This window comes from Flavobacterium calami (genome assembly GCF_038290035.1).
Lineage (GTDB): Bacteria > Bacteroidota > Bacteroidia > Flavobacteriales > Flavobacteriaceae > Flavobacterium > Flavobacterium calami.
On the sequence record NZ_JBBYHS010000005.1, the window covers coordinates 135277 to 161232 of the forward strand.

Sequence of the window (25956 nt, forward strand, 5' to 3'; positions counted from 1 at the left end):
ATAATCAAATTATTTTTTTTCTCCTTCTCCTTCGTTGATTAGTCCCTGATTCCATATTTTTATTTTATCAGATGATTTAACACCACTTTTAACCTGAACGTAAATACCGTCGCTTACTCCCAGAACTACATCTCTTCTTTGAAACTTTTGAGGAGCGGTTTCGATTTCAACATAAGGTTTTTGAGTTTTTTTATCAAACTGTACCAATGATTCTTTGATTGCTAAAACTTTGTCTGCTTTCTCTAAAATAATAGAAGCATTTGCACTTAAACCTGCTCTGATAAAAGTTGCATCCCTGTTCTCTAAAGAAGCTTTAATTTCGAACTGAATAGCACCGTTTTCAACTACTCCTTTGGGTGCTATATAAGTTAAAACAGCTGTAAATTTTTTGTTTTCTATGGCTCCTACTGTAATCTCAATAGGCATTTTCTCTTTTATTTTACCTACTTCTGATTCATCAATTTTCCCAATAAAAATCATTCTTCCCACATCTGCAACACTTGCTATTGTGGTTCCTTCATTAAAATTATTACTTTCAATGACCTGATTTCCAACTTTTACCGGTACGTCCAAAACCATTCCGTTTACAGTAGAACGAATCAGCGTATTTGCATAACTTCCTAATGAGGACGTGGTTCCAGTTTTTACAATATCAAGACTTTGTTTTGCTGACAGATAATTTTGTTTCGCCTGTTTATAAGCCAATTGGGCTGCATCAAAATCGTTTGCAGAAATTACATCTTTTTCAAATAATGTTTTTTGTCTCTGATAGATTTTCTCCTGATTATCTAAAGCAATTTTAGCTGTCTGAACCTGATTTTGAGTACTGCTCACATTAGAAACATTCGCAACTACTTTGATTTTCGCAATCATATCACCAGCTTTGATTTTTTCACCCGCCTTAATATAAACAGATTCAATAATCCCCGAAATATTTGGTTTGATCAGAACCTCTTCATCTGGCTGGATATTTCCTGTTGCAATCGTATTTTTTACAATCGTTTTAATTTCAGCTTTTTCTGTTTTAAAAACAACTGGCGACTCCTGATTTTTAGCATACAGATAGTAAAGTGCGCCAAAGAAAACTATAGCAATAAAAATTAAAATGGTTACGGTTACTCCTTTTTTCATTTTGTTTGTTGTTAATTCGATTATATTTTGATTGATAATTTATTCTGTTCGTAAAGCATCCACCGGTTTCACATTAATTGCAGTCTGTGCAGGTATAAATCCCGCTAATAATCCTGAACCAACAAGAATTAATAAAGCTACAAATACGACCCCTAAATCTACGCTTGGATTTGCAAACATAGTATTGCTGTTTGGAGGCATTGAATCTAAAAACATGTTTAAAAGTGCAATTAGCCCTGTTGCTACAGCAATTCCTAGCATGCCTGAAATAATTGTTAAGAATATAGATTCTGATAAAATTTGCCCTCTGATAGCACCGGGAGTTGCTCCTAAAGCCCTGCGAATCCCTATCTCTTTAGTTCTTTCTTTAACCACAATAAGCATAATATTAGAAATCCCGATTACTCCGGAAATCAGAACCAAAGTTCCTACAAAATATGCAATAATTTTTAAAATATTAAAAAGGCTTTGTACTTTATTAAACTGTTCATACAAATCGAAATTTCCAACGGCACGATCATCTTCCGGATTTACGGAGTGAAGTGCTTTTATTTTTTCTAAAATCTTTGGTTTTAACTCTGTAATAGATGTTTCGTCTTTTGCGGTAAGCGCCATCCAGCCTACTTTATCTCCGTAATTGAAAGCCTGCTGAAAAGTAGTGAAAGGAATAAAAATATTTTTTTGCTCCTGCTCTGCATTTCCACCTTGTTGTTTCGATTTGTAAACCCCGACAACCATAAAATTAATACCGTTGATTTTTACATAAGTCCCAACAGCTTCTTCTTCCTTTCCATAAAGTTCTGCAATTACACCTTTTCCAATGACTGCTATTTTTCTTCTTTCAAGAATATCCTGCTGATTGATAAAACGCCCTTTTATGATATCCATTGGCTGCTGCTTAATCAGTTCAGGATAGTCTCCATAAATAGTAAATGCCGAAGTTTTTGTTCCCCTAACCACATTATTGGTTCCGTTAAAATCTCCTAATTGATTTCGAGGTGAAACGTATAGTAGATCTGGGAAAGCCTCTCTTAAAGAAGCAACGTCACTATTTCTAAAATCATAACGTCGTACTTTGGGCAGCCCTTTATAGGCTTTTGATGTAGTCTGGCTCCACATAAACATAGTATTTGTGGCTATTCCGTCAAAACCTTTTTTTACGCCATTTTCCAGTCCGTTTCCTGCAGCCAGTAATATTACCAAAATAAATATACCCCAAAACACCCCAAATGCAGTTAGAACCGTTCTGAAAACATTGGCTGTTAAAGCCTGCAAAATCTCATCCCAATTATCTTTACTAAACATATTTATTCGTCTCTAAGTGCTACAATAGGTTTTATTTTAGCGGCTCTGTATGCCGGAAAAAAACCAGCCATTGCTCCTGCAAATACAAGTAAAACAAGTGTTGTTAAAGCCACACCAAAATCTACTTCGGGATTTCTGAAATATTCGCTCTGAACCATTGGCCCAACAAATTCTAATAATAAAAGACTTGCCAATAAACCTGCAAAACCTGCTATAGTGGTTATAAAAATAGATTCATGAAGAATCATGGAAATAATAGAAAAAGGAGACGCTCCCAACGCTTTTCTAATTCCAATTTCTTTTGTTCTTTCTTTTACAACAATAAGCATAATATTACTTACTCCAACAACTCCGGCGATAATGGTACAAATTCCCACCCACCAAAAAAACAGCCTTATAAAAAGATTCAAATCATAAAATTGTTTAGCTTCTTCAACAGAATTGTAAACTCCTATGGCACTTTCATCGTTTGGTGCAATAACATTTTTACTTTTCAGCAGCTCTTTGATACCCTCTGTAAATTTTTTAGATTGCGCCAAAGCTTCTTCGTAATTCTCTTTTTTATTCAGAACAAACTGCATTCCGGTTATTTTATCACCAGCTCCATAAGCTCGTTGATTCGTAGTCATTGGCATGTAAATTCTGGATTCTTCGCGCTCTCCCGAAGGATCCATAAAAACGCCAATTACTTTAAAATTTATACTATTGATTAAAATCTCTTTTCCTATGGGATCTTGATCTTTAAATAAGTCTTGTTTAACTTTCAAACCAATAGCTGCTACCTTTTCGTTATTTTTCAAGTCATTACTATTGATAAAACGTCCATTTACAATAGTTGCATTTTCGAGATACAAATAATCTGGACTCACTCCTCTAAACTGATAATTTCCGGATTCTTTGCCATAACTTATAATTCCTCCCCACGTATTTCGAACAGACGTTTTTTTATCAATCTCGTTATCAAATTTTTTAGCAGAAAGTTCATAATCACTGTTTCTTAACTGAATTTCTCTTCCCGGATTTAAACCTTTATATTCCTTTGTAGTTTTTTCAGACCAGACTTCAATTATTCCTTTAGCATCATTTTCAAATTGCTTTTCAATTCCGTTCTGAAGTCCCTTACCAGCACCCAGTAAAATCACCAAAATGAAAATTCCGGAAGCCACAGAGACTCCGGTCAGAAAAGTTCTTAACTTGTTTTTGGAGATTGCTTCGAATATTTCCTGCCAACGCTCAATATTAAACATACGCTGAAGCTCTAACTTGTTCTATTTTTTTATCATCAATGATTAATCCGTCTTTCAGGACAACATTTCTTTTGCACATTGCGGCAATATCAGGTTCGTGCGTAACAATCAAAATGGTCTTTCCTTCATCATTAATCCCTTGAATAAGTTCCATAACTTCATAGGAGGTTTTTGTATCAAGAGCTCCGGTTGGTTCATCTGCCAATAAAACTTTTGGATTTGATGCCAAAGCTCTTGCAATCGCTACGCGTTGTTTCTGCCCTCCTGACAGTTCATTTGGCAAATGGTGTGAGTGAGATCCCAAACCAACTTTCTCCAGATATTTCATCGCAATATCATAACGTTCTTTTCTCTTAACCCCCTGATAATACAAGGGCATTGCCACATTATCCAGTGCAGTTTTATAATTTATTAAATTAAAAGACTGAAAAACAAATCCTAAAAATTTATTTCGATATTTTGATGCGATTGTTTCATTAAGTTTTTTTATCGGAGTTTTATCAAGAATATAGCTGCCCGAATCTGCTTCATCCAGAATCCCTAAAATATTCAGAAGGGTGGATTTTCCAGAACCCGAAGATCCCATAATAGCAACTAACTCGCCTTCCTCTATATTAAAATTTATTCCTTTTAGTACATGCAATTCTGAACTCCCCATTTTATAGGATTTATGCAAATCTTTGATTTCGATCATAATACGAATGAATTTTAAGACAATAATAACATTTTAATTACGCATTTTATGGTAAAAAAAAGTTAATAAATTTTATCTGACTTTTAAAATAAGACTACATTCTTCACTAATTGTTACACTTTTTTCAAAAAATATAAATGTTTTCTTAATTTTGCTTCGCTAAAACCTTTCACATGAAATTTCTTTCTTTTTCAGTTCTTTTCATAATCTTAACATTATTAGTTAGCTGTTCTACTTCTCAAAAACTGGCTACTTTAAAGCCAGAACCTGACGATGCAAGTCCGTTGATTTATGATAGTAATCCTTCATTTATTAATCTACCTATTACAGTAAAATTAAAAGATATTGAAAATCAAACCAACATACTTTTAAACGGATTGATTTACGAAGATAATAATATTGAAGATGATGATATCGAAATAAAAATCTGGAAACAGGCTCCAATCAAGATTCAGAACGATCCGGTAAATACAGATAAAAAGATAAAAACCATTTTGCCTTTAAAAGCAAACATCAAATACAGAATTGGCACTAAAAAACTGGGAGTAGAGCTTTACGATACACGTGAATTCAATCTTAATGGCGTAATTACTTTATCCAGCGAAGTTACTTTAACCAACTGGAAACTCAGTACAAAAACGGAATTCAAATCTCTTAACTGGAACGAAAGTCCAACAATGACTGTTTTTGGAAAAAATATGCCTATCACTTATTTAGTAAATCCGGCAATTTCTATTTTCAAATCAAAAATTGAAAAAAGTATTGATGAAGCAATTGAAAAATCAATGGACTTTAAACCGAATGTTTTATCGGCTTTAGAAAAAATCTGCACGCCTTTGAAAATGAATGAAACTTATGAAAGCTGGCTGCGAATTGTTCCTGTAGAAGTATATTCGACCAACGCAAAACTTAAAAATGATTTGTTTTTACTGAATATGGGAATGAAATGTAATATGGAAACTATTATCGGAAAACAACCTGAATCTAAGTTTAATGCCTCTAAAATTGTTTTGAAACCAATAGCTAAAATTCCAAATCAAATTACAACTAACATTGCAGCTGTATCAAGCTACGTTGACGCTTCAAAAATCATGACTAAAAATTTTGCGGGACAGGAATTTGGAACCGGAAGCAAAAAAGTCACCGTGAAAAATGTTGAAATTTGGCATAAAGACGCAAAAATGGTAATTGCTCTCGATGTTTTAGGATCTGTAAACGGAACCATTTATTTAACCGGTTTTCCTCAATATAATCCTCAGACCAAGGAAATTTATTTCGACAAACTAGATTATGTTTTAGATACAAAAAGCAAATTAATGCGAACTGCAAACTGGCTGGCTCAGGGTTATATTCTGAAAAAAATGGAAGAAAGCTGTCGATATTCCATACAGCCTAATTTAGAAGAAGGCAAAAAAAGTATGGCCGCTTATCTTAAAAATTACTCGCCAATACCAGGTGTTTTTATTAATGGAAAAATGGAGGATATTCAGTTTGATAAAATTCAATTAACAAATCAGGCTATTATTGCTTTTATCAAAATAAACGGAACGGTAAATGTCTCTGTTGATGGATTAAAATAAAAAAAGACCGATTATTCGGTCTTTTTACTTTTCGACTGGTACATTTTATAAATTAAAACTCCAATTATTGCAACAAGCAAATACGGAATCACCATTAAATAAACTATTCCATCATTTACAGCTTCTGCTTTTTTTATGTTTGATTCTCCCGAAAGAGCCGCACGACACATCGCACACTGGGCATTAGAAGAAACTCCATTAAGGAAAAATAAAACCACAAAAAACAAAAATTGGAATTTGGATCTTAAGATTTGGATGTTATTTTTTTTAGTGTGCATAATAAGGAGAAATCATTAGATAAACCACAACACCAGTAACGGCTACATATAACCAAAGCGGAAAGGTAATTTTAGCAATCTTTCTATGCTTATCAAATCTTTTTGCCAAAGCTCTCACATAAGTAATTAAAACCAATGGAATAATAGCAATCGACAATAGTATGTGAGTAATCAAAATAAAGAAATAGATTAACTTAACAATTCCATCTCCTCCAAATTTTGTTGAATCAGCAGTCATATGATACGCTACATACATTACTAAAAACGCCACTGATAATAGAATCGCCGTTGTCATTAAGCGTTCGTGAACTTTCTGATTCCCTTTCTTAATTGCAATGACAGCCAAGACTAAAACTACAGCCGTAATACCGTTTATTGTTGCATATATTGGAGGCAGAAACGAAAGCGGTTCTACATTATACCCAAAATCTTTTAGCTTTACACCAAACAAAATAGCTACTACAACCGGGATGACAATTGAAACCGCAATAATAAATTTATTGTATTTTTTTTCTAATGAATGATCTTCCATTTTTATTCTTCTAATAATATTTTAATGTCCTGCTGAATATCTCTTACTCCTTTTTTGTCTAAACCGTCATAGTATAAAATCGGGTTTCCAAATTCATCTTTTCGGCAACGAATGTTTCCCTCTTTATCAATCAAAGCAAATAACCCTGAATGCTCAAATCCTCCGCTTACTTTAGCATTTTCTCCTGCATACAAATTAAAACCCTTGTTTGACAAATCCATAATAGTGGATTTGTCACCCGTTAAAAAATTCCAAGTAGAAGATTTTACACCGAGTAACTTTGCATGGTCTTTTAAAACCTGAGGTGTATCATGTGCCGGATCAATTGTGATGGAAACAATACCAAAGTTAGGATTCCCAAAAAAAGTTTTTTCGATTTCTAACATGCTTAAGTTCATTTTTGGGCATATTGACGGGCAAGTAGTAAAGAAAAATTCCAAAACATACACTTTCCCTTTGTATGTCTCATTTGAAACCGTAACATTATCCTGATTAGTCAGCTCAAATTTTGGAGCTTTCCCAATCGTCAGTAAATTTGCATCTGCACTAGATTTTCTTTCACCTACGTTATCTAGTCGATTCCCTTTTACAACTTCTCCATTTTTAATCCTGTCAACAATTTTAGGTACTGCATAAATTCCGAAGATTAAAATAATAAACGAAATTCCGATATATGATTTATTTTTAAACATTCCGTTTTATTTAAAGTTGTTTAGTGGCATTGTGGTTCTTTTTAAGAGCTGCACGATATTCATATAAAATAATTTTAAAATCATCCAGCATCTCATTACTCAATTCAGAAGGATGAAAAGTATTATAACCTTCTTTGTATTCTTCTTTTTGATCTTTAGCCACGCCTTTTCTGCCTCTTAAATTTCTTTCTTTATCAACAATATAAACATTAGAAGTCCCTAAGTTTTTATCCAGTTTTCCTTTTAAACGCAATTGATCATAAAATTTCTGAATATCTTCCTTTGAAGCAAAAACAAAATTCCAATTTTTGACATCAGTAAAAGGAGATAAGGCATCAACAATTTTCTGAGCGTCATTTTCAGTTCCCATAGGACATAAAATCACAAACTGAAGATCTTCAAAACCATTATACCGTTTGTAAATTTTTTCGTTAAGATTAAAATAATTACCTCGATTGTTTAAAATATCAGAACCCGCAAAACCAAGAACAGTAATCTTTTTATCCAGTAAAACTTTTTTGCCGCTTAAAGATTTCCAATTTCCAAAATCATTAATTTTTGGTGTAATTACAGGCAATGTTGTAAAACTATTTACACCCGAAGCAAAAAACAAATAGGCAACAATTGGTAAAACAAAAAGCGCAAAGAGAACTATATTTTTTTTCATTGTAAGTGCGGAAATTATTGAGGTACAAAAATAAAAAAAGCTCCGTTAAACGGAGCTTCTTTTCGAATTAATATCATGTTAAAAATTCCATTTAATAGTAGAATCTTTAAAAACCCCATAAATATAATGTCCTTCAGTTAAGAGAATAAACAATAAATACAGAACAAGGAAAATAACAGGCGAAACAACAGACCATCTAAGGCTGCTTTTTTCACCTTCCATGTGCATAAATGCCCATACTATAAAATATGCTTTAACCATTGTCAGAATATAGAAAATCCAGTTTAACAAATTCAAACCGACAAAATGATTAAACTCTAATGATCCTGGCTTATAAATACCTAAAATAACTTCTACTATAGTTATTGCCGATAAATATATAAAAACAGTCCAGATTCTTTTTGTATTTGATGCGTGCTCGTGTGACATAATAATTAAAATCTAAAATTAAACTAAGTAGAAAACTGTAAATACAAATACCCAAACTAAATCTACAAAGTGCCAGTATAATCCAACTTTCTCTACCATTTCGTAGCTTCTTCTTTTCTCGTAAGTTCCTAATAAAACATTAAAGAAAATAATAATATTAATAATAACTCCTGAAAATACGTGGAATCCGTGAAAACCTGTAATAAAGAAGAAGAAATCAGCAAATAATTTACTTCCATATTCATTTCTTGTCAGGTTAGCTCCTTCTACTACATATTTTGCATTTGCTAAATTTGTTTCAGACTCTTCTCTTGACAAAACAGTTTTTTTCTTATGTTCAGTAAGTTTTTCAGTTCTGATTAATAATTCAGGATGCGCTTTAAATCCAGCCTGAACTTCAGCAACTGTATAGGTTGGCTGTGTTTCTGCATCTTCCATGAACCAGGTTGAATGGCTTCTTGTCAAAGCTTCTCTTTGTTCTGGTAATTTTACTGCAAAATCTGCAAGAGCAACTCTTTTACCATCTTTGTCAACAAACTGCAACAAACTTCCTCCTGCTGTTTCTACTGCACCATACTCTCCTTTAATGAAGTTTTTCCATTCCCAGGCTTGTGAACCAACGAAAATAAAACCTCCAATAATAGTTAAGAACATATAAATTGCAACCTTAGTCTTTTTCAACTGATGACCTGCATCAACAGCCAAAACCATAGTTACAGATGAGAAAATCAAAATAAAAGTCATCAATGCCACATAATACATTGGAGCCGAAACACCATGCATAAATGGAAAGTGAGTAAACACTTCGTCAGCCAACGGCCATGTTTCAATAAATTTAAATCTTGAAAAACCATATGCAGCAAGGAATCCAGAGAATGTCAAGGCATCTGATACGATAAAAAACCACATCATCATTTTACCATAACTTGCTCCTAATGGCTGGATATCATCTCCGCCTCCCCATGTTTTTTCGTTGTTATTTGCAGTAGTAACTGTCGCTTCCATAAAAGATATTCGTTAAAAAGTTCCCAAATTTACGTTTTTTTCTTATTTAAAGAAATATAAAAACAAAAATAATAATACCCACAAAAGGTCTAAAAAGTGCCAATACATCGCACCTAGTTCTATTCCAAGAGTTTGAGTTGAATTGTATTTTTGTTTAAAATGATTATAAATTATAATTAAAAGTGAAATTAACCCGCCCACTAGGTGCAATAAGTGCATAACTGCAATTACATAAAGGAAAGTTGTGGTAATTGAACTACCCTGACCTGTCATATAATAACCGCTTTCTATAATCTGACCGAATCCCACAAATTGCAAAATTACAAACAGAACTCCAAGAACTAATGTACCTAAAAGAAAAGCACTAGTAGTACTTCTGTTGTCGTTTGAAATTGCTCTCTTAGCAAGATAAAAAGTAACACTACAACCAATGATTACCGCTGTACTAAAAAAGAATGCACTTGGTATCTGAAAGTTCTGCAACCAGTCTGCCCTAGATTTACTTACTACAAATGCACTGGTAAGTCCGGCAAACATCATAGTCATACTTACCATTGCGAATAACAAAATCAGTTTTGCCGATTTTGATTTTCTCACTTGTTCTTCGTTTATTTTCATTGTCATTTCCATAACTATCTTAAAAATTTATCTACTATATACACAATCTGCAATAACGAAATATACGAAACGCTTACCAGCATTAAGGTTCTTGCAGATTTTGCAGTTCTTAACTTATATAACCGTACTGCATAAAACAACATCCAGAGTCCTAATAAGAAAACTAATATTGCAGCTACTGGAGTAAGATACAATTGACCTGTATAACCTAACACCGGTAATAATGAAGCAATAACCAGCCAAACTGTATATAAAATAACCTGCAAGGCTGTCCCGTTATCTTTTTTTCCGGTAGGAAGCATAAAAATCCCAGCCTTTTCATAATCCTCATATAAAAACCATCCGATCGCCCAAAAATGAGGGAACTGCCAGAAAAACTGAATTAAGAACAAGGTACCTGCCTCTATTCCAAATTCTCCTGTAGCCGCAACCCATCCTAACATAAACGGAATTGCCCCTGGAAAAGCGCCTACAAAAACAGATAACGAAGTTACCGTTTTTAAAGGTGTATAAATACTTGTATATAAAAATATTGAAATTGCTGCAAACATCGCCGACTTTGCATTTATGGTATAAAGTAAAGCAATTCCTGCAATTGTAAGCAAACTTGCAACCAGTAAAGCTACTTTTGGAGACATCCGTCCCGAAGGAACAGGACGGTTTTTAGTACGATCCATTAATGAATCAATATCCTTTTCGATTACCTGATTAAAAGCATTTGAAGCTCCAACCATACAATAACCACCAACCATCAAAACTGCCAAAACACTCCACTGAAAAGGGTTTTCAGCATTCACGCCTAACAAATATCCCGCAATTGAAGAAAACAAAACACTGATAGCTAAACCAGCTTTGGTAATCTCTTTGAAATCCAGAAATATTGATTTTAATGAAATTGTATTTTTAGTAGCGTTCAATACTGTAATTATTTGTCTATTTTTTTGAGTGGTGCAAATGTACAAATTAGATTATAGAATTCTGAACTATAAAATTAGATTTTTTCGATAAAACCTTTACAAAATAAGGACTTGCCAATATTTAACACATTTCTCTCGAAAAATCTTATTAAATATTAATAATCAAAATACCAGTTGAAGAGATCAGAACGCAATCCTATTGTAAACCAGGTTGTACTTTGCTTAAAAGTAGTGGCCGTGTTTTGCATCGGATCGAAATTTCTATAAATGAAACTTCCGTAAAGTTTCAGATTTGTCATAGGATTTATTAAGTAACCACCCTGAATATCTGCAATAAAAATGTTGGTTTTGTTCCCCTGCCCCACTTTTACACCAGTGTCGTAAGGACGTTTCTCTTCATAACTTTTATAAATATTCCCTCCATAATTAAAAGAGTCTTCTGCAGTATCAAAATCTAAACCTCTTTTCCCTACAGTAAGTTTCGCATCAGCAAAAAGACGGCCTTTGTGATAACGCCCTATAGCGATTAGTTCTTCAAAATTACCTCCCCACTGATGCCCTACACTTTGATTGTTATGTCCGTAATTAGTAATAACAGCACTATGCGAATATACATAAGGGCGCACATGATTGTATTCTAACTGAAGTAGTAAATCCTTAACCCTGAATGCATTAAAATATTTAGCTCCTAACTGATAGCCAAATTTACTTTTCCAGCTGTTCTCTCCTGCCTTTATTTCACTAAATGAAAATTCATCAATCAAAAACTGCCCATATAAATTGACATTATTGTTCCATTTATATTTAGAGGTAAATCCTAAAAGAGCATTTCCACTTTTAGAAGACGACGCAAACTCAACTGAACGATAAAATATTATAGGATTTATAAAATTCACATCGAAACCTCTATTATTGGTATCTGTCCAGACAACAGATTCAAAAAAACCTAAATTCAGTCTGTTTGAAACATTCCAGCTCAAATAATGGTTTGCCATATATTTTGACGCATACGTTTTTTCTACCGTAACTTCCGGACGAACATCTTTTAGCCACATATAAGTACTGGTGTATTTTATTTTCCAGAAAGTGGTGTTAATTTTAAAATAAGGAGAAGGGCTCACTCCATCACTTTGAAGCAAAGAACGGTATCCGTCTCCAAGAAAATTTCTTCCATAACCCAAATGGAAATCAAAGAATTTACTTGGTGAATATGAAATATTAGCTTCTGCTAAAGGAAAATCATAAGAGTCGGTTTTGAACTGTTTTGCAATTCCCATACCCGGAATAATAGCTGGATTTCCTCCTGAAGGTTTTAAAGAGTTGGCATAATCATTATAGTAACCTGCAAATCTTCCCTGACTTTCAAAAATTGTAGTGGTAAAATTAATTTGTTTTCCCAAACCTCCTCTAAAATTTACAGCACGTGTGTTTACATAAGTATACGATGCATCAAGATCAGAAGCCTTACCCAGTTGCAAATCCACAATTGGATTAAAAGACAACCAATAATCTTCTCCCTGAATCTGAACCATATTTTCATTCCACCACTTCCTACCCAACCATGTTGAAGTCTTTTTTTGAAGCGATTCATTTACCGCTTTTAAGTTATAATATTTTGAAACCTCTGCATAAGTATAAGGCTTCGAAGCCGTATGATTATTGCTCCCCACCTGATTCATAGCGCCATCAAACTGTGCATAATAACTATGAGAAAAAGGAATATTCAAATGACTTTCGAATTCAGGATTATTGTATTTTTTATACACAATACTATCCAGTTCAGTCATTGGTTTTTCTGTTGGTTTTATAATTTCGGCAGCAGCCAGAGTTTCTGCTGCAATTTGCTCAGAACTTTTTAGTGGTACATTAATTGAAATCGTGTATTTAGAATATGTTGCAGTACCGTTGTAGGTTGAAGGTTTTATATTAGGAAATTTTTCAAAAACACGTTTGGCTTCTTTACTCAAATCATCATTTGTTGCATTTACGTAAATCACCTTAAAAACTCCGTTCGCATCCACTTCAAATAACACTTTAACTTCGCCTTTATAATTTGCCTGTTTTAAATTTTCAGGCACTTCAAAATTTTGATACACGAAATCCTGAACTTCTTTATAAAAACAATTTTCTAAGTTTTTAGATTCTAAATTTTCGCAATTAGGAAAAACCGGAAAACGTTCAGCGGTGAAACCCGGCTTAACAGAAGATTTATTTGTTTCCTGAGAAAAAACAGACAAGGATAATAACGTCAGGCAGAAAGTTAAAAAACTTTTATTCAAAATAGTATTGATTTTCATTAGTATTGATTTGTGGTATTTTCTCCATTTGCAATTGCCTTTGCAGATGAAGTTCCGATTCGTTTCACTCCTAAACGAATCATTTCTATTGCCTCTTCGTATGATTTAACACCTCCGGAAGCTTTTACCGGCAATGGAGAAGCATTTTCAAGCATCATAATTATAGCAGGAATAGTAGCTCCATTTGGCAAATCACCCTGAGTTTTATAAAAACCCGTTGATGACTTTACAAAGACCGAAGCGAACTCTTCTTCTTTAAAATTTGAAACAACAATATTTTTTATTAAAGATGAAAGCTGAATAATTTCTTTTTCGTTTAAAGCGGCTGTTTCAATAATCCATTTTACTGTTTTATTATTTGCCAGTCCTATTTGTGTTGTTATTAAAACCTCCTGTTTTACTAATTCTGTATCTCCATTTTTGAAGGCTTCATAATTACAGACAAAATCCAGATCATCTGCGCCGTTGGCTATTGCTTCATTTGCTTCCTTAATTTTTGTCTCCAAATCTGATTTCCCTTCCGGAAAATCTATCACTGTACCAACCAAAAGATTCGTATTTGCCTTTGAAATCATTTTTTTAGCCAAAGCAACATATTCCGGCCGAATCATGATTAGCTTAAAACCTTCATTAATAGCCTCAACGATTGTATTTTCAACCACAATATCATTTTCCGTTTCCGAAAGACCGGCCTGAGAAGCAGTTTTTAAGTAAGTGGAATCTAAATATTGCTTGATATTCATGGCTTTAAGTTTACATGGAATTACGGCAAAAGTACATTTAAAATTCATAAAATAAAAAAACCCACCGAAGCGGGAATTTATATTTTATATTCTGTCTATCTGCTTTTTAAAAGCTATCGCCGTAAACACAGCTGCTGTGGCTCCTATAGCATTGCCTAAAATATCTGCTACATCTGACGCTCTTGTTTTGGTAAAAATACCCTGAAGTATTTCAATGGTTATTCCAAAAAAAACTGAAAATATAAACGAAATCAAATAGGCTTTATAGTCATCCGTTGCCTTTCCTTTAAGTTCCTTTTTGAAAAACAAAATCCATGAAATCGTAAACCCGAAATGAAAACAGAAATGCACTATTTTATCAATACTGGGAAAACTTACAGCCGGAATATTACCCGAGTCTGTCAGACAAAGATAGGTTATCATCCCTGTGCAAATTAGAGCCCACAATAAAAGCAGTTGTTTAGGCACCTATCAATTCTTTATATGCTTCGTCTGACAACAATGAATCAATTTCTGAAGCGTTTGCAATTTTAACCTTAATCATCCATCCTGCTCCGTAAGGATCAGAATTCACCGCTTCAGGAGTACTTTCCAGTTCTTCATTAAAAGCAATAATTTCACCTGATAAAGGCAAAAATAAATCAGAAACTGTTTTTACAGCCTCAACAGTTCCGAAAACTTCGTCTTTCTCAAGTGTCTGATCTAAAGTTTCTACTTCAACATACACAATATCACCCAACTCTTTTTGAGCAAAATGAGTAATTCCTACTGTTGCAACATCTCCATCGATGCTAACCCATTCGTGATCTTTTGTGTACTTTAAATTTGCTGGTATGCTCATAATCGTATTTGTAAAATTTGATAATTAATTTTGATGCAACAAATGTAACAATCTTATAATGAAAATTAGTTTATAATCACAAAATTAATTTCCGAAATTATATCGTAATGTAAATCCTGAACGAATATTCGTTAAAGGAAATGATGTAGAAACAACCGCTTTCGAAAACGAATGATCATAATAAAATATAGCCGTGAGGTTCTTGCTAAAAGCATAGTCGGCCGTAAGTTTTAACGCCCATATATTTTGTCCTGCTGCCAGCTGATTGTTGTCATAATCCAGATAACGAACCAAAGTCTGATTATTTCTATAGGAGAAATCCGCTTTGATATTAATGTCGCTTTTTATAATTCCGGTTGGATTATCTGCTAATGTCGATGAAAAAATCACGTCCTTAAAGCGATATCCTAAACCAACTACATATTCAAGACCTTTTACCTCTGTCAATAAATTATTATCAAAACTCATAGATAAAGCCCTGTCTTTTTTAACTTCTGTAAGTACTCTTAATGATCCTTTCAATTCAAAATCTACACGAATCAACGGACTAAACTGTTCTACCAAATTGACATTTGACATAACCGTTTTATTGAAGAAATTACCATTTACATCTGTCCCATCCGGATTTTCGTTATAATCAAAATTAGATCTAAACTGATTAATTGTATAAGAAGCCCTGTAATTATGCTGCAAAGAAAAACGTTTAAATCTGTCTTTGAAATATTTATAACGCATAAGTCCATTGTATTTTATACTCCAGTTCGGAATAGGGAAACTTCTAAAAATCCCAGTCGAAACACCAGATGCATCACTTCCTGTATAAGCCGCTAAAAAGGCAGGCAATAAAACAGCCTGATTGCTTTTTCCAAAACCTATCGGATATCCTTTATTGGACTCATATAGCTTATAATTTGGATCTGTTTCAGGTGGTATCGGATTATTTGAGTCTCCATATCTTGGAATCGCATTTCCTGCTCCATAATGTTCTTCAGCCAGGCGGTTAGCGATTGTTAAACGGTTTTCTCTAAAATCATCAAACGCTGCAGACTGATTAACATCACTTGTAGAAAATGCAGTTTTGATTAATACTGTAGAAATAGAAAACATTCCGTATGTGTAAGGCGACAAAGGCTTATAATACAACCCTCCTATAGAATCCCTAACGGTATATTGTTCTGATGAATTTTCAGAGTAAGATCTATCCATAGTCAAATCCACTTTAAAATCAGGGAATAAATCAAGGTTTGCAGTTACCTTTAACAATTTAGTATTTACCTGAGTATAGTTTTGATTGAAATTCTGATAACTTGTCAACCATCCATTTTTCGCAGCTTCATAACGCACGTCGTCCTGACTTCCAAAAATAAAGCCTAAAGTTGGCTTTGAGGTTCCTAAAAATCCGATACCTGGCGTATATCCCGGTAAAACAGTTCCGCTATTTTCGGTATAATTTATCTGAACATTTTTTACACTTGTCAAAACTCCGATTAAACCATCATAAAAAGGGCTTCTGGCCGCAACAGGCTTATTGGTATTTACTATTTTCTCTCCTGGTTTTGGAGGCGCAGTTGGCTTTGGTTTTGCTGCCTTTGACCCCGGGGTTAATCCTAAATACTTATACAACATTGTCATATTTAGAGTAGTGCTCAGTGTATTCGAATTTGCATTCTGAATTGTGTTCCCTAAATTGTATGTTGTAGTAGAACCATCCGGATTTTCTTCAACATACTCAGACAATGCTGTTGAAGAACGCTGCCAGTTATAATCTGCCGTATAGGAATAATTTGCTTTTACAAAACTGAAAATCGGCAATTTATAAATTGGGATATCGTAATTTAAAATCAACTGCTGCGTGTGCTGATTAGGTGTTCCTATATCAAAATAATCATCCCAGATATTAAAATCTTCTTTTGGCGTACTATCATCATTCATATAATTTTTTACGATATTATTTGAAGACGCGTTATAGTTTAATTTTAAAGATTTTGTGAGGTTAAATCCAAACCCGTATTGATAATTGTAGGCAAAATTTCTTCTGTACAGAGCATCCAAACCTATTCCCTGAACATCCTCAACCTGTCTGAATTGCTGACGGTTGCTTTGTCTGATAATATTGGTATTGAATGAAATATTAGAAGGCAAATAATTAAAATTGAAGTCGCTCAACAATTTCCAGTATTCACTTTTTTTCATGAATTTCGTCTGCTTGAAAGGCACAACTTCTTTTGGCTGAAACGTATAAGCATAGTTTACAGACGAGTTTGACAATTCATCTTCATAATCTTCAATTTCATAATCATGACGTTCTACCTGATTATAGGATTGAGAAAATGTAAAATTCTCTACATCGTAAACATGAGCCTTTTGCTCAGGAGCTCTGTCTTTTCTTACACCAATGAAATTGATACTTTTGCGTTTGGTATAATCTATCGCCCTGTTTTTAATATTGTCTTTTTGAGCCTGATCGGTAGTTTCATTTAGCAGTTGCTCCAATTTAATATCCTGATTAAAAGGATCATATTCTGGCGTAATTACCTCTTCACCAATAGCATAATTAAACGGAAGGTTTATGCCCCATTTAGGAGGTAATAATTTTCCTAAATTTAAATTTGTAACAATATTATACTGCTGAATATCTTCACGGTCTCTTTCGTTTGCTCCTTCTTCAATAGATCCAAATCCGATAGTACTTTTTCGGCCAGTCGCTGAAACAGTAGCAAAATCGGCCATATTGGTATCGATGTTTAAAATAGCTGCCATACCGCCTTTATTATCCATATCAGACAGACGAAGCTCATTAAACCAGACTTCTCCTTTTATCTTTTTCTCATTGGCAGCACCGCTATTACCACTATTACCATTTTTCAAACCTACCATTAAATTTCTAACCATCCCAAAATTAGGATTTCCTTTGATCCCTAATTTCAATCTGCTATCACCATCCCTTAAATCAATATCTCCTGTAATATCTCCGTCTTCGTCAGGGTAATAAATGCCATTAACATCTCGTTTTGAAGGATCTATGCTCATTCCCTTTATTTTCATTTTGGTCAATAAAGAAAGAGCTAAATCCATTGCGTTCTGCTCAGGCCAGACTAAATCGGGATTTATATTACAGCCTCCTCCAGTTGGAGTTACTTTTAACGGAATTTCAATCTGATAAAAGTTTTCTGTAAAATCATTCCCAAAACGAATAAAAGCTATCATCTCATTATCACCAAGAGCAACTTCTTTTTCCAATGATTCAGCATGAAGAAACATTTTCAGTTTTTTGTACTGACGCATATCAAGACTTACATTTTTAAAAGCAGCTCTTGAATCCTGTTCTTCCAATCCGTTTCCTGATACACGTAATGCCAACGATTGTTCGTTTTGATTGATTACTGTATTATTATTATACAACTGCTCTCTCTGAACATTTGGCGGCATAACATAATTTACCGGGCATTTTGTACTGTTTTCCTGAATATTTACTGCCTGAACATCAAAATCTGTTCCGTCTCCCGCTGGGTTTGTATCTGATGCGTCAAGAGTACCATCATACCTCCTCCATTCACCTCTTACTAAATCTAAAGCTCCAAAACGCACTGTAATCTGTTCGTTAAATCCGGTCATAAACATTCTCATAAAACGGATAGACCTGAAATCAGAAATATTACCAATTTTATTTTGAGGCTGAGTAACAGGTATTTTAAACTGAATCCATCTGGCTTGTGTAGTTGTTCCATTAGGCAAAACATCACTTACTACATTCTTAATATCTGTAATATAATTTTGTCCTATTTCCATCCCTTTCCTGATATCAATACTATATTCATAATACGCATTAATCGTATTCATAGTATTATCCCGATTGATATCCTCAACATCAGGTAAAGTCGTTGATCCTCTGTTGGCATCATTTATATCTACCGCTGAGTTTCCATCAACACCATTATATTTTTTGTAACGGTTCAGAACGTCTCCATCAGTATTTAGAAAATAGGTATAATTATCTGCTGCAGGATCATCTTCTCCTGCATAATTGGTATAAATAGAACCCTCTCTGCTATTTGGCAAACCATCTAACCCAACATCCTGGTTAGCCCTGTTCCCCGCATTATTATCAAAAGCATAAATTAAGGATTGCGAAGCCGGAACATCTCCCCAATGTGCAATTCCCGTAGTTGGCTGAGCTATGATTTGATCCGGACCAAGTCCGTTTTCGTATTGCTTTCTTCCATCTTTCAAAATATCTTCAGAAACTTCCCCCAGGTTAAAATATATTTTTCCAACATTTGAAGCCTGAGCTGAAGCATTTCCTTCGTAAGGATCCAGTACCCAAAACTGAATATACTCAACGTTACTTTGCTCAAAATTGGTCGAATTTAGAGAACGCATAATTCCTCCGAAATTGGCGTTTGCCGGATTTGTGGAAAAATCAGGATTATTATTATAAGGCCCTCTTTCAGAAGGATAGTAAGTTAAATCAAGGGTATTGATTACTTGCAGCTGACCTTGTGCAATATCTGTGTTTGGATATAACTCTTTACTATAAATCCTTCTGCTAGTATTCAACGATAAATCGTCATTTGATATTCCATCTGGTTTTTGGGTGTAAAAAATCGGATCGATAGAATACCAAGCGAGTTTTGCTCTTTTATAGCCATACTCAAGACTGTTCAAATCTGCTCCAAAAGTTTTATCTCCTGCATTATTGATAAATGGTGTCGAAGCCAGTGTCCATGCATAAGCAGATCGCATATCTATGGTTGTTTGCGAACCTTCAAAATCATCTACATATATAGTAGCTTCTCCTTCAAAATCACTGGCTTTTGGTGCATCCGGCTTTAAAAAAGCAACCTCCCCTCTTATCGAAAGGTTAGAAGGTACATCTGTATCAATGTTTGGAAGTTTATTTACCAGTCTTGTAAAAAATGGAATTTCAGTTGAATAATTTCCGTTAAACCCAAAAATAGTGTTATTTACAGATTCCTGACCGTAACTTGATTTTTGAGTAAATGGTCTTTCGGTCATTTTTAAATAAGTCCCGCCAATTAAAAATTTATCCGATATTTTATGTTCTACATTGAATCCCATAAATCTTCTGGTCTGTTGCCCAAAAACCGAATTATTTTCCAACGAAACTTCTATAGGAGTGTTTGAAGCCTGCAAAGAAGGATCTAAAATCTGAACCCTTCCTAACTGATAATCGACACTATAATCAATACCTTCAACTAAAACCCTTCCTCCGGCAGTGACCACAACAGAACCTTGCGGAACATTAAAAGCTCCGATAGGAATTCCGTCATTTCCTGATGATTTGTATTTTCCTCTTAATAAAAATTTATTTTTATCGCTATCCTGTAAGGCTCCCGCCTGAGTAGATTTATACATGTTTCTGAACACATATTTCTTTTGGTTCGGATTATATGTTCCCGGGGCATCATAAGATTCACCAGGACTTGTTTTTAATTTTTCAAACAGACGTTCTCCAAAAGGCTCTTTTCTTGTAAAAATAATTCTTCCGTTTTGGGCATCAACCGTAATTCCCTGTACAAAATCAAAAAAACCATCTCCTCCTGCTTGTGGATCATTATTATAATTTAAACGATCTACATCAAAAACATTTAGTAAAGGAGTATCCTTTACTTTCATATCTGCGTCAGGGTTTGAAGGAAAATCCGAACCTTCAACAGGAGTTATATAATTTATTGGCGAAGGATCTGTATAAAGGATATTAAACCTAAAATCGTCTTGTTTTATCTGATAAGCTCCCGGAATTTGATAAATATTTTTCATCATCAGATTCCAAACCGGATTATTAACATTTGTCAAACTGCTTTTTAGCATTTTCAAAATCAAACTTTGTGTAATAACGGCCTGATTATTATTTTGAGCACTCCCTGTCACTACTGTACCGTCAACCCCATCACTACCAAACTCTCCTACCTGATACACTTGTCCGCCAACAGTATATTCATAGGCTACAGCCAAAATTTCATCGTTAGCCAAACGCTGCTGCAAAGAGATGTATCCTAACTGAGGATTAAATGTATACTCAGTAGTTGTTAATTTTCTGGCATTTTCAAGTATTGAGTAATCTCTACCTTCGCTTCTGTTAGGATCAGCATTATTAAAGCCTTTGCTGGCAGTAACAATCTCCCTAATATTCGAATTTAAAAAACCACCGTTATTAACTATTAAGGCAGGATCATATTTATTATTCTCATTATCAGTTGGAGAATCAACCGGCTTGTTAAAAAATCCAGTAGAGGTATCTACAACTACGACTTCAGAGTCAGGCATTCCTGTAAGCTGTGCTTCTCCTAAATCCTGAAGTGCGATAACATTTCGTAAATTATTGCTTGTCGTACTAACACGATTTTGTTTATTGGTTACCCAAATTTCCAATCTTGTAATTTGTACCCGACTATCAATCAAAGGATAATTCTTTAACGAAGCATCGTACCTGTCTCTAAAATATTGTGATAAAAAGAAGTGTCTGTCGCTGTCATAATCCAAGGCATACAAATCAAAATTTTGAACAGTTCCTCCGCCTTCTGCAACCACACTTTTTGTTTGTGACTTTTGTTCTGAGAAAACTCCGGTAACTGTTGTTTTTCCAAATTGAAGTTGCGCTTTTACACCAAACAGACTCTGAGCCCCTCGAATTAATGTGCTATTCAAAGGCATACTCACGTTGCCGACCTCTATCTTCTGAACAATATCATCTTCTGTTGGAGTATACGCAAGTTTGAAAAGATTTTGAAAAGCAAATGTAGACTGGGTATCATAATTAGCATTCACTTCTAATCTGGTACCTACCTTACCCATTAAACTCATACTTATTCTTTGATCAAAGTCAAAAGTTAGACTTGATCTATTTCTTGGAGAAAAAGATGGATTATCCTGCTTGCTATAGCGTAATCCCAAATCCATTTCAACAGAACCTGTAGGTTTTACATCAATTGTATTGCTCCCGAAAATTGATTCAAAAAGGCTTGAATTAATATAATATCTTGGTAATAAATTTTTCTTAGCTTCTTCACTACCGTTTTTTTTACCATCAATAGCGCTCATTTTCTCTCTGAAGTAATTTCTTCTTGATTCTTTCAGAAGTAAATCTTCGTATTCTTTAGGTGTTAAAACCAAAGGATAATCGATGGAAAAACCATCTACTGATTTTGTATAAATATATCGGTCTGAGACTGGATCGTACTTATATCCCGAAAGTACACTTGGCGGGTTCTGCAATTCTAGTTTACCAACTGAAAACCCTGTCTGGGTAGTATCCTGAGTTGTTGGATTTACCTGGGCACGCAAAGCATTACCACAAAATAAAACCAGTAAAAAAAGTAAAATTTTACGCATACAATTCAGGTGTCTTTAATAGTAATTACAAAGCTTTTAAGGCTTTTTTGATGATGGTTTCTACAGTAGCCTCAGGATCCTCTTTTACGATTCTTTCAACAACTTTTTCCGAGGCTTTCCTAACAAAACCTAAAACTTCTAAAGCAGATAACGCCTCATCTCGGTTTGTATTGTTTTGAACAATAGAAACTTCATCTAAATCGTATAATTTTAAGACTTTTTCTTTCAAATCTAATATTACTCTTTGGGCTGTTTTATTCCCAATACCCTTAATAGACTGTATAATACCTACATCACCCGAAGCAATTGCATTTATAATTTGCTTTGGCTCGATAGAAGAAAGCATTGTTCTTGCAATATTAGCTCCAATACCCGAAACTGATATCAGCATCCTGAATATTTCTCTTTCAGATTTTTCTACAAAACCATATAAAGTATGCGCATCTTCTTTAATTAAAAGATGCGTATACAATTTTATAAATTCATTGTCAGGAATTAATGAAAAAGTATGAAGAGAAATATTGACCTGATACCCGACGCCGGCACAATCAATAATAACTTCTGTTGGGTTCTTCTCGACTAATTTTCCTTGCAAATGTGCTATCATAATACTAATTGTGGTGCCAAATATAACAAAATTAAGACAATATTAACAACCGTATAATCCCTGTTATTTTATCTGTTTATTTTTTTTCAATTCTTTTTCCTGAGCATCAATAACCGCAATCGCAGCCATATTGACCATCTCTTCAACACTTGCACCTAATTGAAAAATATGAATCGGCTTAAGCATTCCCATCATTATTGGTCCGATAGAATTAACTTTGTACAATTCTTTTAATAATTTATATGTAATATTTGCGGCCTCTAAGTTAGGAAATACAAGTGTGTTTACTTTTTTTCCTGCCAATTTAGAGAAAGGAAATTTCTCCTCAAGCATTTCTGAATTCAAAGCAAAATCGGCTTGGATTTCTCCATCAACAATCATATCCGGGTAATTTTTATGCAAAAAAGCAACTGCTTCTCTTACCTTTGAAGCGTTTTGATGGGTTGATGAACCAAAATTAGAATAAGAAACCATTGCAATAACAGGCTCGACCCCAAACATTTTAGCCGTTTTAGAAGTCATCACAGCGATATTTACCAAATCTTCCGCAGAAGGGTTTATGTTAATTGCTGTGTCCGATAAAAACATAGGTCCTCTGGCTGTCAACATCATGTTTGTTGTTGCTACAAGTGAAGCTCCATTTGCTTTACCTATTAATTGCAGCATTGGTTTTAAAACTGAAGGATAGCTTCTTGAGTGTCCGGTAACAACTGCATCTGCATCATTTTCATTTACCATCATTGCGGCAAAATAGTTTCTTTCGCGCATAAATCTCTGAGCATCTAATAAAGAAACCCCTCTTCTTTCCCTTGTTTCGCAATATGAATTTGCAAATCTGTTACGTCTGGCTTCTTCTTCGTTTGTTTTAGGATCGATAATTTCTACATCTGCATCAAAGCCTAACTCTTTCTTAAGTTCTAAAATGATTTCCTTATTACCTAATAGAATTGGAAAACCAATACCCTCTTCATATACAATTTGAGCCGCTTTTAAAACATTAAGATGCTCTGCTTCAGCAAAAACAATTCTTTTCGGGTCTATTTTGGCGCGGTTTGTTATCAAACGTACCATTTTATTATCATTCCCTAAACGCTCTAACAGCTTTTCTTCATAAGCTAACCAGTCAGTAATTGGATTTTTGGCAACACCCGATTCCATAGCCGCTTTTGCCACTGCAGGCGCAACTACAGAAATGAGTCTTGGATCAAATGGTTTAGGAATAATATATTCACGGCCAAAGCCTAACTTTGTTGCGCCGTAAGCCACATTTACCTGTTCCGGCACAGATTGCTTTGCCAATGAAGCCAGTGCTTTTACAGCGGCCATTTTCATAGCTTCATTGATTTTTGTAGCCCTGACATCCAAAGCACCTCTAAAGATGTAAGGAAAACCTAAAACATTATTTACCTGATTAGGAAAATCTGAACGACCTGTGGCCATAATAACATCCTTACGGGTTTCTAAAGCTAAATTATAATCGATTTCAGGATTTGGATTTGCCATCGCAAACACAATAGGGTTTTCCGCCATTGATAACAACATTTCTGGTGACAAGATATTTCCTGAAGATAGCCCTATGAAAACGTCTGCATCTTTTACAGCCTCTGCCAGATCAATTTTGGCACCTTCCACAGCATACTTCAATTGTAATTCTGAAAGCGAAGGATTATCTTTTGTTAAAAGTCCTTTACTATTAAACATTAAAACGTTTTCTACTTTAACACCCAACGATACATATAGATCGGTACAAGCAATCGCAGCTGATCCTGCTCCAGAAACTACAACTTTTACATCTTCTGCTTTTTTTCCTGCCAATTCTAATGCATTAATTAAAGCTGCCGAAGAAATAATCGCTGTACCATGCTGATCATCATGCATTACAGGAATATCTAACTCTTCTATAAGTCGCCTTTCGATTTCAAAAGACTCCGGTGCTTTAATATCTTCAAGATTAATCCCTCCAAAAGTTGGAGCAATATTTTTTACGGTCTGAATAAATTCTTCAACGTCCTTTGTTGCAATTTCAATATCAAAAACATCAATATCAGAGAAAATTTTAAACAACAAACCTTTTCCTTCCATAACAGGTTTCCCTGCTTCCGGACCTATATCACCAAGACCTAAAACAGCTGTACCGTTTGAAATTACGGCTACTAAATTTCCTTTTGCTGTATATTTATAAACATCTTCAATGTTTGCCGCAATTTCTAAGCATGGCTCTGCAACTCCTGGAGAATAAGCCAAAGACAAGTCTCTTTGGGTTGCATATTTTTTAGTTGGAACTACCTGAATTTTTCCTGGAGTTGGTTCTGCATGATACAATAACGCTTCTCTCTTTTTAGTATCTTTATTCATTCGTTATCACTTTAATGTGTCTTACAAAGATATAAGACTTGGGCTAAAAACTATTTGTTTTTAATTATACTTTTACTGAAAAAGACTGATTTTTTGAATAAAAAAAATAGCCCGATATAATTTCGGGCTATCTACATTTTTATTATTTAAATTGTTATTGTGAAATATAAGAGTTAAGATGATTTATAGTATCCTTTTGTAACTCAATAATCGCTTTTACAACATCACTAATCGAAATAATCCCCACAACGATTCCTTCTTCTAAAACCGGTAGATGTCTTATTCTTTTTGTGCTCATGAGTTCCATACAATCTTCTAAATTATCCGAAAGTTTGACTGTAAAAACTGTGCTTTCCATAATTTCATCAACTAAAGTCTCTTTTGATGATTTATCTTTTAAAACAATTTTTCGTGCATAATCCCTTTCAGATAATATCCCTTTTAACTCTGAACCATCGATAATAAGAATAGCGCCTATATTTTTTTCGCCCATTACTTTCAATGCTTCATAAACAGTTCTTGTTGAGTTTACGGAATAAACATTTTTCCCTTTTGCGTTTAGTATTTGATTTACAGTCATATCTGAAAAATTTTAGGATTATAAAGTTAAAAAAAATTGAACACATAGAGATAAAGATCAACCATTTTTAATACCTAATAAATTC

21 protein-coding genes are annotated in these 25956 nt (G+C 34.1%); 1 reads left to right on the forward strand and 20 read right to left on the reverse strand.

The window, feature by feature from the left end:
• Positions 1-9 precede the first annotated feature (9 nt).
• The 4 genes from AAEO57_RS05970 to AAEO57_RS05985 are packed head-to-tail and all read right to left on the reverse strand — an operon-like array spanning position 10 to position 4377.
• A complete protein-coding gene (locus AAEO57_RS05970; RefSeq protein WP_341690521.1) occupies positions 10-1131 on the reverse strand; it encodes an efflux RND transporter periplasmic adaptor subunit in 1122 nt (373 codons plus the stop codon).
• 39 nt (positions 1132-1170) lie between these two features.
• Positions 1171-2436: an ABC transporter permease gene (locus AAEO57_RS05975; protein ID WP_341690523.1), complete on the reverse strand. Its 1266-nt coding sequence runs from the start codon at positions 2434-2436 to the stop codon at positions 1171-1173.
• 2 nt (positions 2437-2438) lie between these two features.
• Positions 2439-3683 carry an ABC transporter permease gene (locus tag AAEO57_RS05980; RefSeq protein WP_341690525.1) on the reverse strand — a complete coding sequence of 415 codons (1245 nt, stop codon included), beginning with the start codon at positions 3681-3683 and terminating at the stop codon, positions 2439-2441.
• Positions 3676-4377 carry an ABC transporter ATP-binding protein gene (locus tag AAEO57_RS05985; protein WP_341690528.1) on the reverse strand — a complete coding sequence of 234 codons (702 nt, stop codon included), beginning with the start codon at positions 4375-4377 and terminating at the stop codon, positions 3676-3678. The genes AAEO57_RS05980 and AAEO57_RS05985 overlap by 8 nt, the downstream gene beginning before the upstream one ends.
• Positions 4378-4550: 173 nt before the next feature.
• Here AAEO57_RS05985 and AAEO57_RS05990 point away from each other — a divergent pair, with 173 nt between their 5' ends.
• Entirely contained in the window at positions 4551-5957 is a 1407-nt protein-coding gene (locus AAEO57_RS05990) for a DUF4403 family protein (RefSeq protein ID WP_341690530.1), read from the forward strand.
• A gap of 11 nt (positions 5958-5968) precedes the next feature.
• Here AAEO57_RS05990 and AAEO57_RS05995 read toward each other — a convergent pair whose 3' ends face one another.
• From AAEO57_RS05995 to AAEO57_RS06070, 16 genes are all read right to left on the reverse strand, one after another.
• Positions 5969-6235 (reverse strand): hypothetical protein, encoded by a 267-nt coding sequence (locus AAEO57_RS05995; protein ID WP_341690532.1) that lies wholly within the window; start codon positions 6233-6235, stop codon positions 5969-5971.
• The gene (locus AAEO57_RS06000) at positions 6225-6767 is read right to left on the reverse strand and encodes a DUF420 domain-containing protein (protein ID WP_341690534.1); all 543 of its coding nucleotides are present in this window, start codon (positions 6765-6767) and stop codon (positions 6225-6227) included. The genes AAEO57_RS05995 and AAEO57_RS06000 overlap by 11 nt, the downstream gene beginning before the upstream one ends.
• Positions 6768-6769: 2 nt before the next feature.
• Positions 6770-7459, reverse strand: a complete 690-nt coding sequence (locus AAEO57_RS06005) for an SCO family protein (RefSeq protein ID WP_341690537.1) — start codon at positions 7457-7459, stop codon at positions 6770-6772.
• Between the two features lie 10 nt (positions 7460-7469).
• Positions 7470-8126 carry a hypothetical protein gene (locus tag AAEO57_RS06010; RefSeq protein ID WP_341690539.1) on the reverse strand — a complete coding sequence of 219 codons (657 nt, stop codon included), beginning with the start codon at positions 8124-8126 and terminating at the stop codon, positions 7470-7472.
• 78 nt (positions 8127-8204) lie between these two features.
• Complete coding sequence (locus AAEO57_RS06015) at positions 8205-8555, reverse strand: cytochrome C oxidase subunit IV family protein (RefSeq protein ID WP_341690541.1); 351 nt, start codon at positions 8553-8555, stop codon at positions 8205-8207.
• Positions 8556-8573: 18 nt separating this feature from the next.
• Positions 8574-9560: a cytochrome c oxidase subunit 3 gene (locus AAEO57_RS06020; RefSeq protein WP_341690544.1), complete on the reverse strand. Its 987-nt coding sequence runs from the start codon at positions 9558-9560 to the stop codon at positions 8574-8576.
• Between the two features lie 42 nt (positions 9561-9602).
• Positions 9603-10190, reverse strand: coding sequence for a cytochrome c oxidase subunit 3 (locus AAEO57_RS06025; RefSeq protein ID WP_341690546.1), 588 nt, complete (start codon positions 10188-10190; stop codon positions 9603-9605).
• Between the two features lie 2 nt (positions 10191-10192).
• Positions 10193-11095: a heme o synthase gene (gene cyoE / locus AAEO57_RS06030; RefSeq protein WP_341690548.1), complete on the reverse strand. Its 903-nt coding sequence runs from the start codon at positions 11093-11095 to the stop codon at positions 10193-10195.
• A 155-nt stretch (positions 11096-11250) separates the two neighbouring features.
• Positions 11251-13392 carry an energy transducer TonB gene (locus tag AAEO57_RS06035; protein WP_341690550.1) on the reverse strand — a complete coding sequence of 714 codons (2142 nt, stop codon included), beginning with the start codon at positions 13390-13392 and terminating at the stop codon, positions 11251-11253.
• On the reverse strand, positions 13392-14135 hold the full coding sequence (gene deoC, locus AAEO57_RS06040) for a deoxyribose-phosphate aldolase (RefSeq protein WP_341690552.1): 744 nt from the start codon (positions 14133-14135) through the stop codon (positions 13392-13394). Before deoC ends, AAEO57_RS06035 begins: the two co-directional genes overlap by 1 nt.
• Before the next feature lie 84 nt (positions 14136-14219).
• Positions 14220-14558 (reverse strand): VanZ family protein, encoded by a 339-nt coding sequence (locus tag AAEO57_RS06045; protein WP_341690554.1) that lies wholly within the window; start codon positions 14556-14558, stop codon positions 14220-14222.
• A gap of 37 nt (positions 14559-14595) precedes the next feature.
• The gene (gene gcvH, locus AAEO57_RS06050; RefSeq protein WP_341690555.1) at positions 14596-14976 is read right to left on the reverse strand and encodes a glycine cleavage system protein GcvH; all 381 of its coding nucleotides are present in this window, start codon (positions 14974-14976) and stop codon (positions 14596-14598) included.
• A gap of 84 nt (positions 14977-15060) precedes the next feature.
• Complete coding sequence (sov, locus tag AAEO57_RS06055; protein ID WP_341690557.1) at positions 15061-22329, reverse strand: T9SS outer membrane translocon Sov/SprA; 7269 nt, start codon at positions 22327-22329, stop codon at positions 15061-15063.
• A 25-nt stretch (positions 22330-22354) separates the two neighbouring features.
• Complete coding sequence (ruvA, locus tag AAEO57_RS06060; protein WP_341690559.1) at positions 22355-22936, reverse strand: Holliday junction branch migration protein RuvA; 582 nt, start codon at positions 22934-22936, stop codon at positions 22355-22357.
• Positions 22937-22999: 63 nt separating this feature from the next.
• Positions 23000-25291 carry an NADP-dependent malic enzyme gene (locus AAEO57_RS06065; RefSeq protein ID WP_341690562.1) on the reverse strand — a complete coding sequence of 764 codons (2292 nt, stop codon included), beginning with the start codon at positions 25289-25291 and terminating at the stop codon, positions 23000-23002.
• A 154-nt stretch (positions 25292-25445) separates the two neighbouring features.
• Complete coding sequence (locus AAEO57_RS06070) at positions 25446-25871, reverse strand: CBS domain-containing protein (protein ID WP_341690564.1); 426 nt, start codon at positions 25869-25871, stop codon at positions 25446-25448.
• Between the last annotated feature and the right edge of the window lie 85 nt (positions 25872-25956).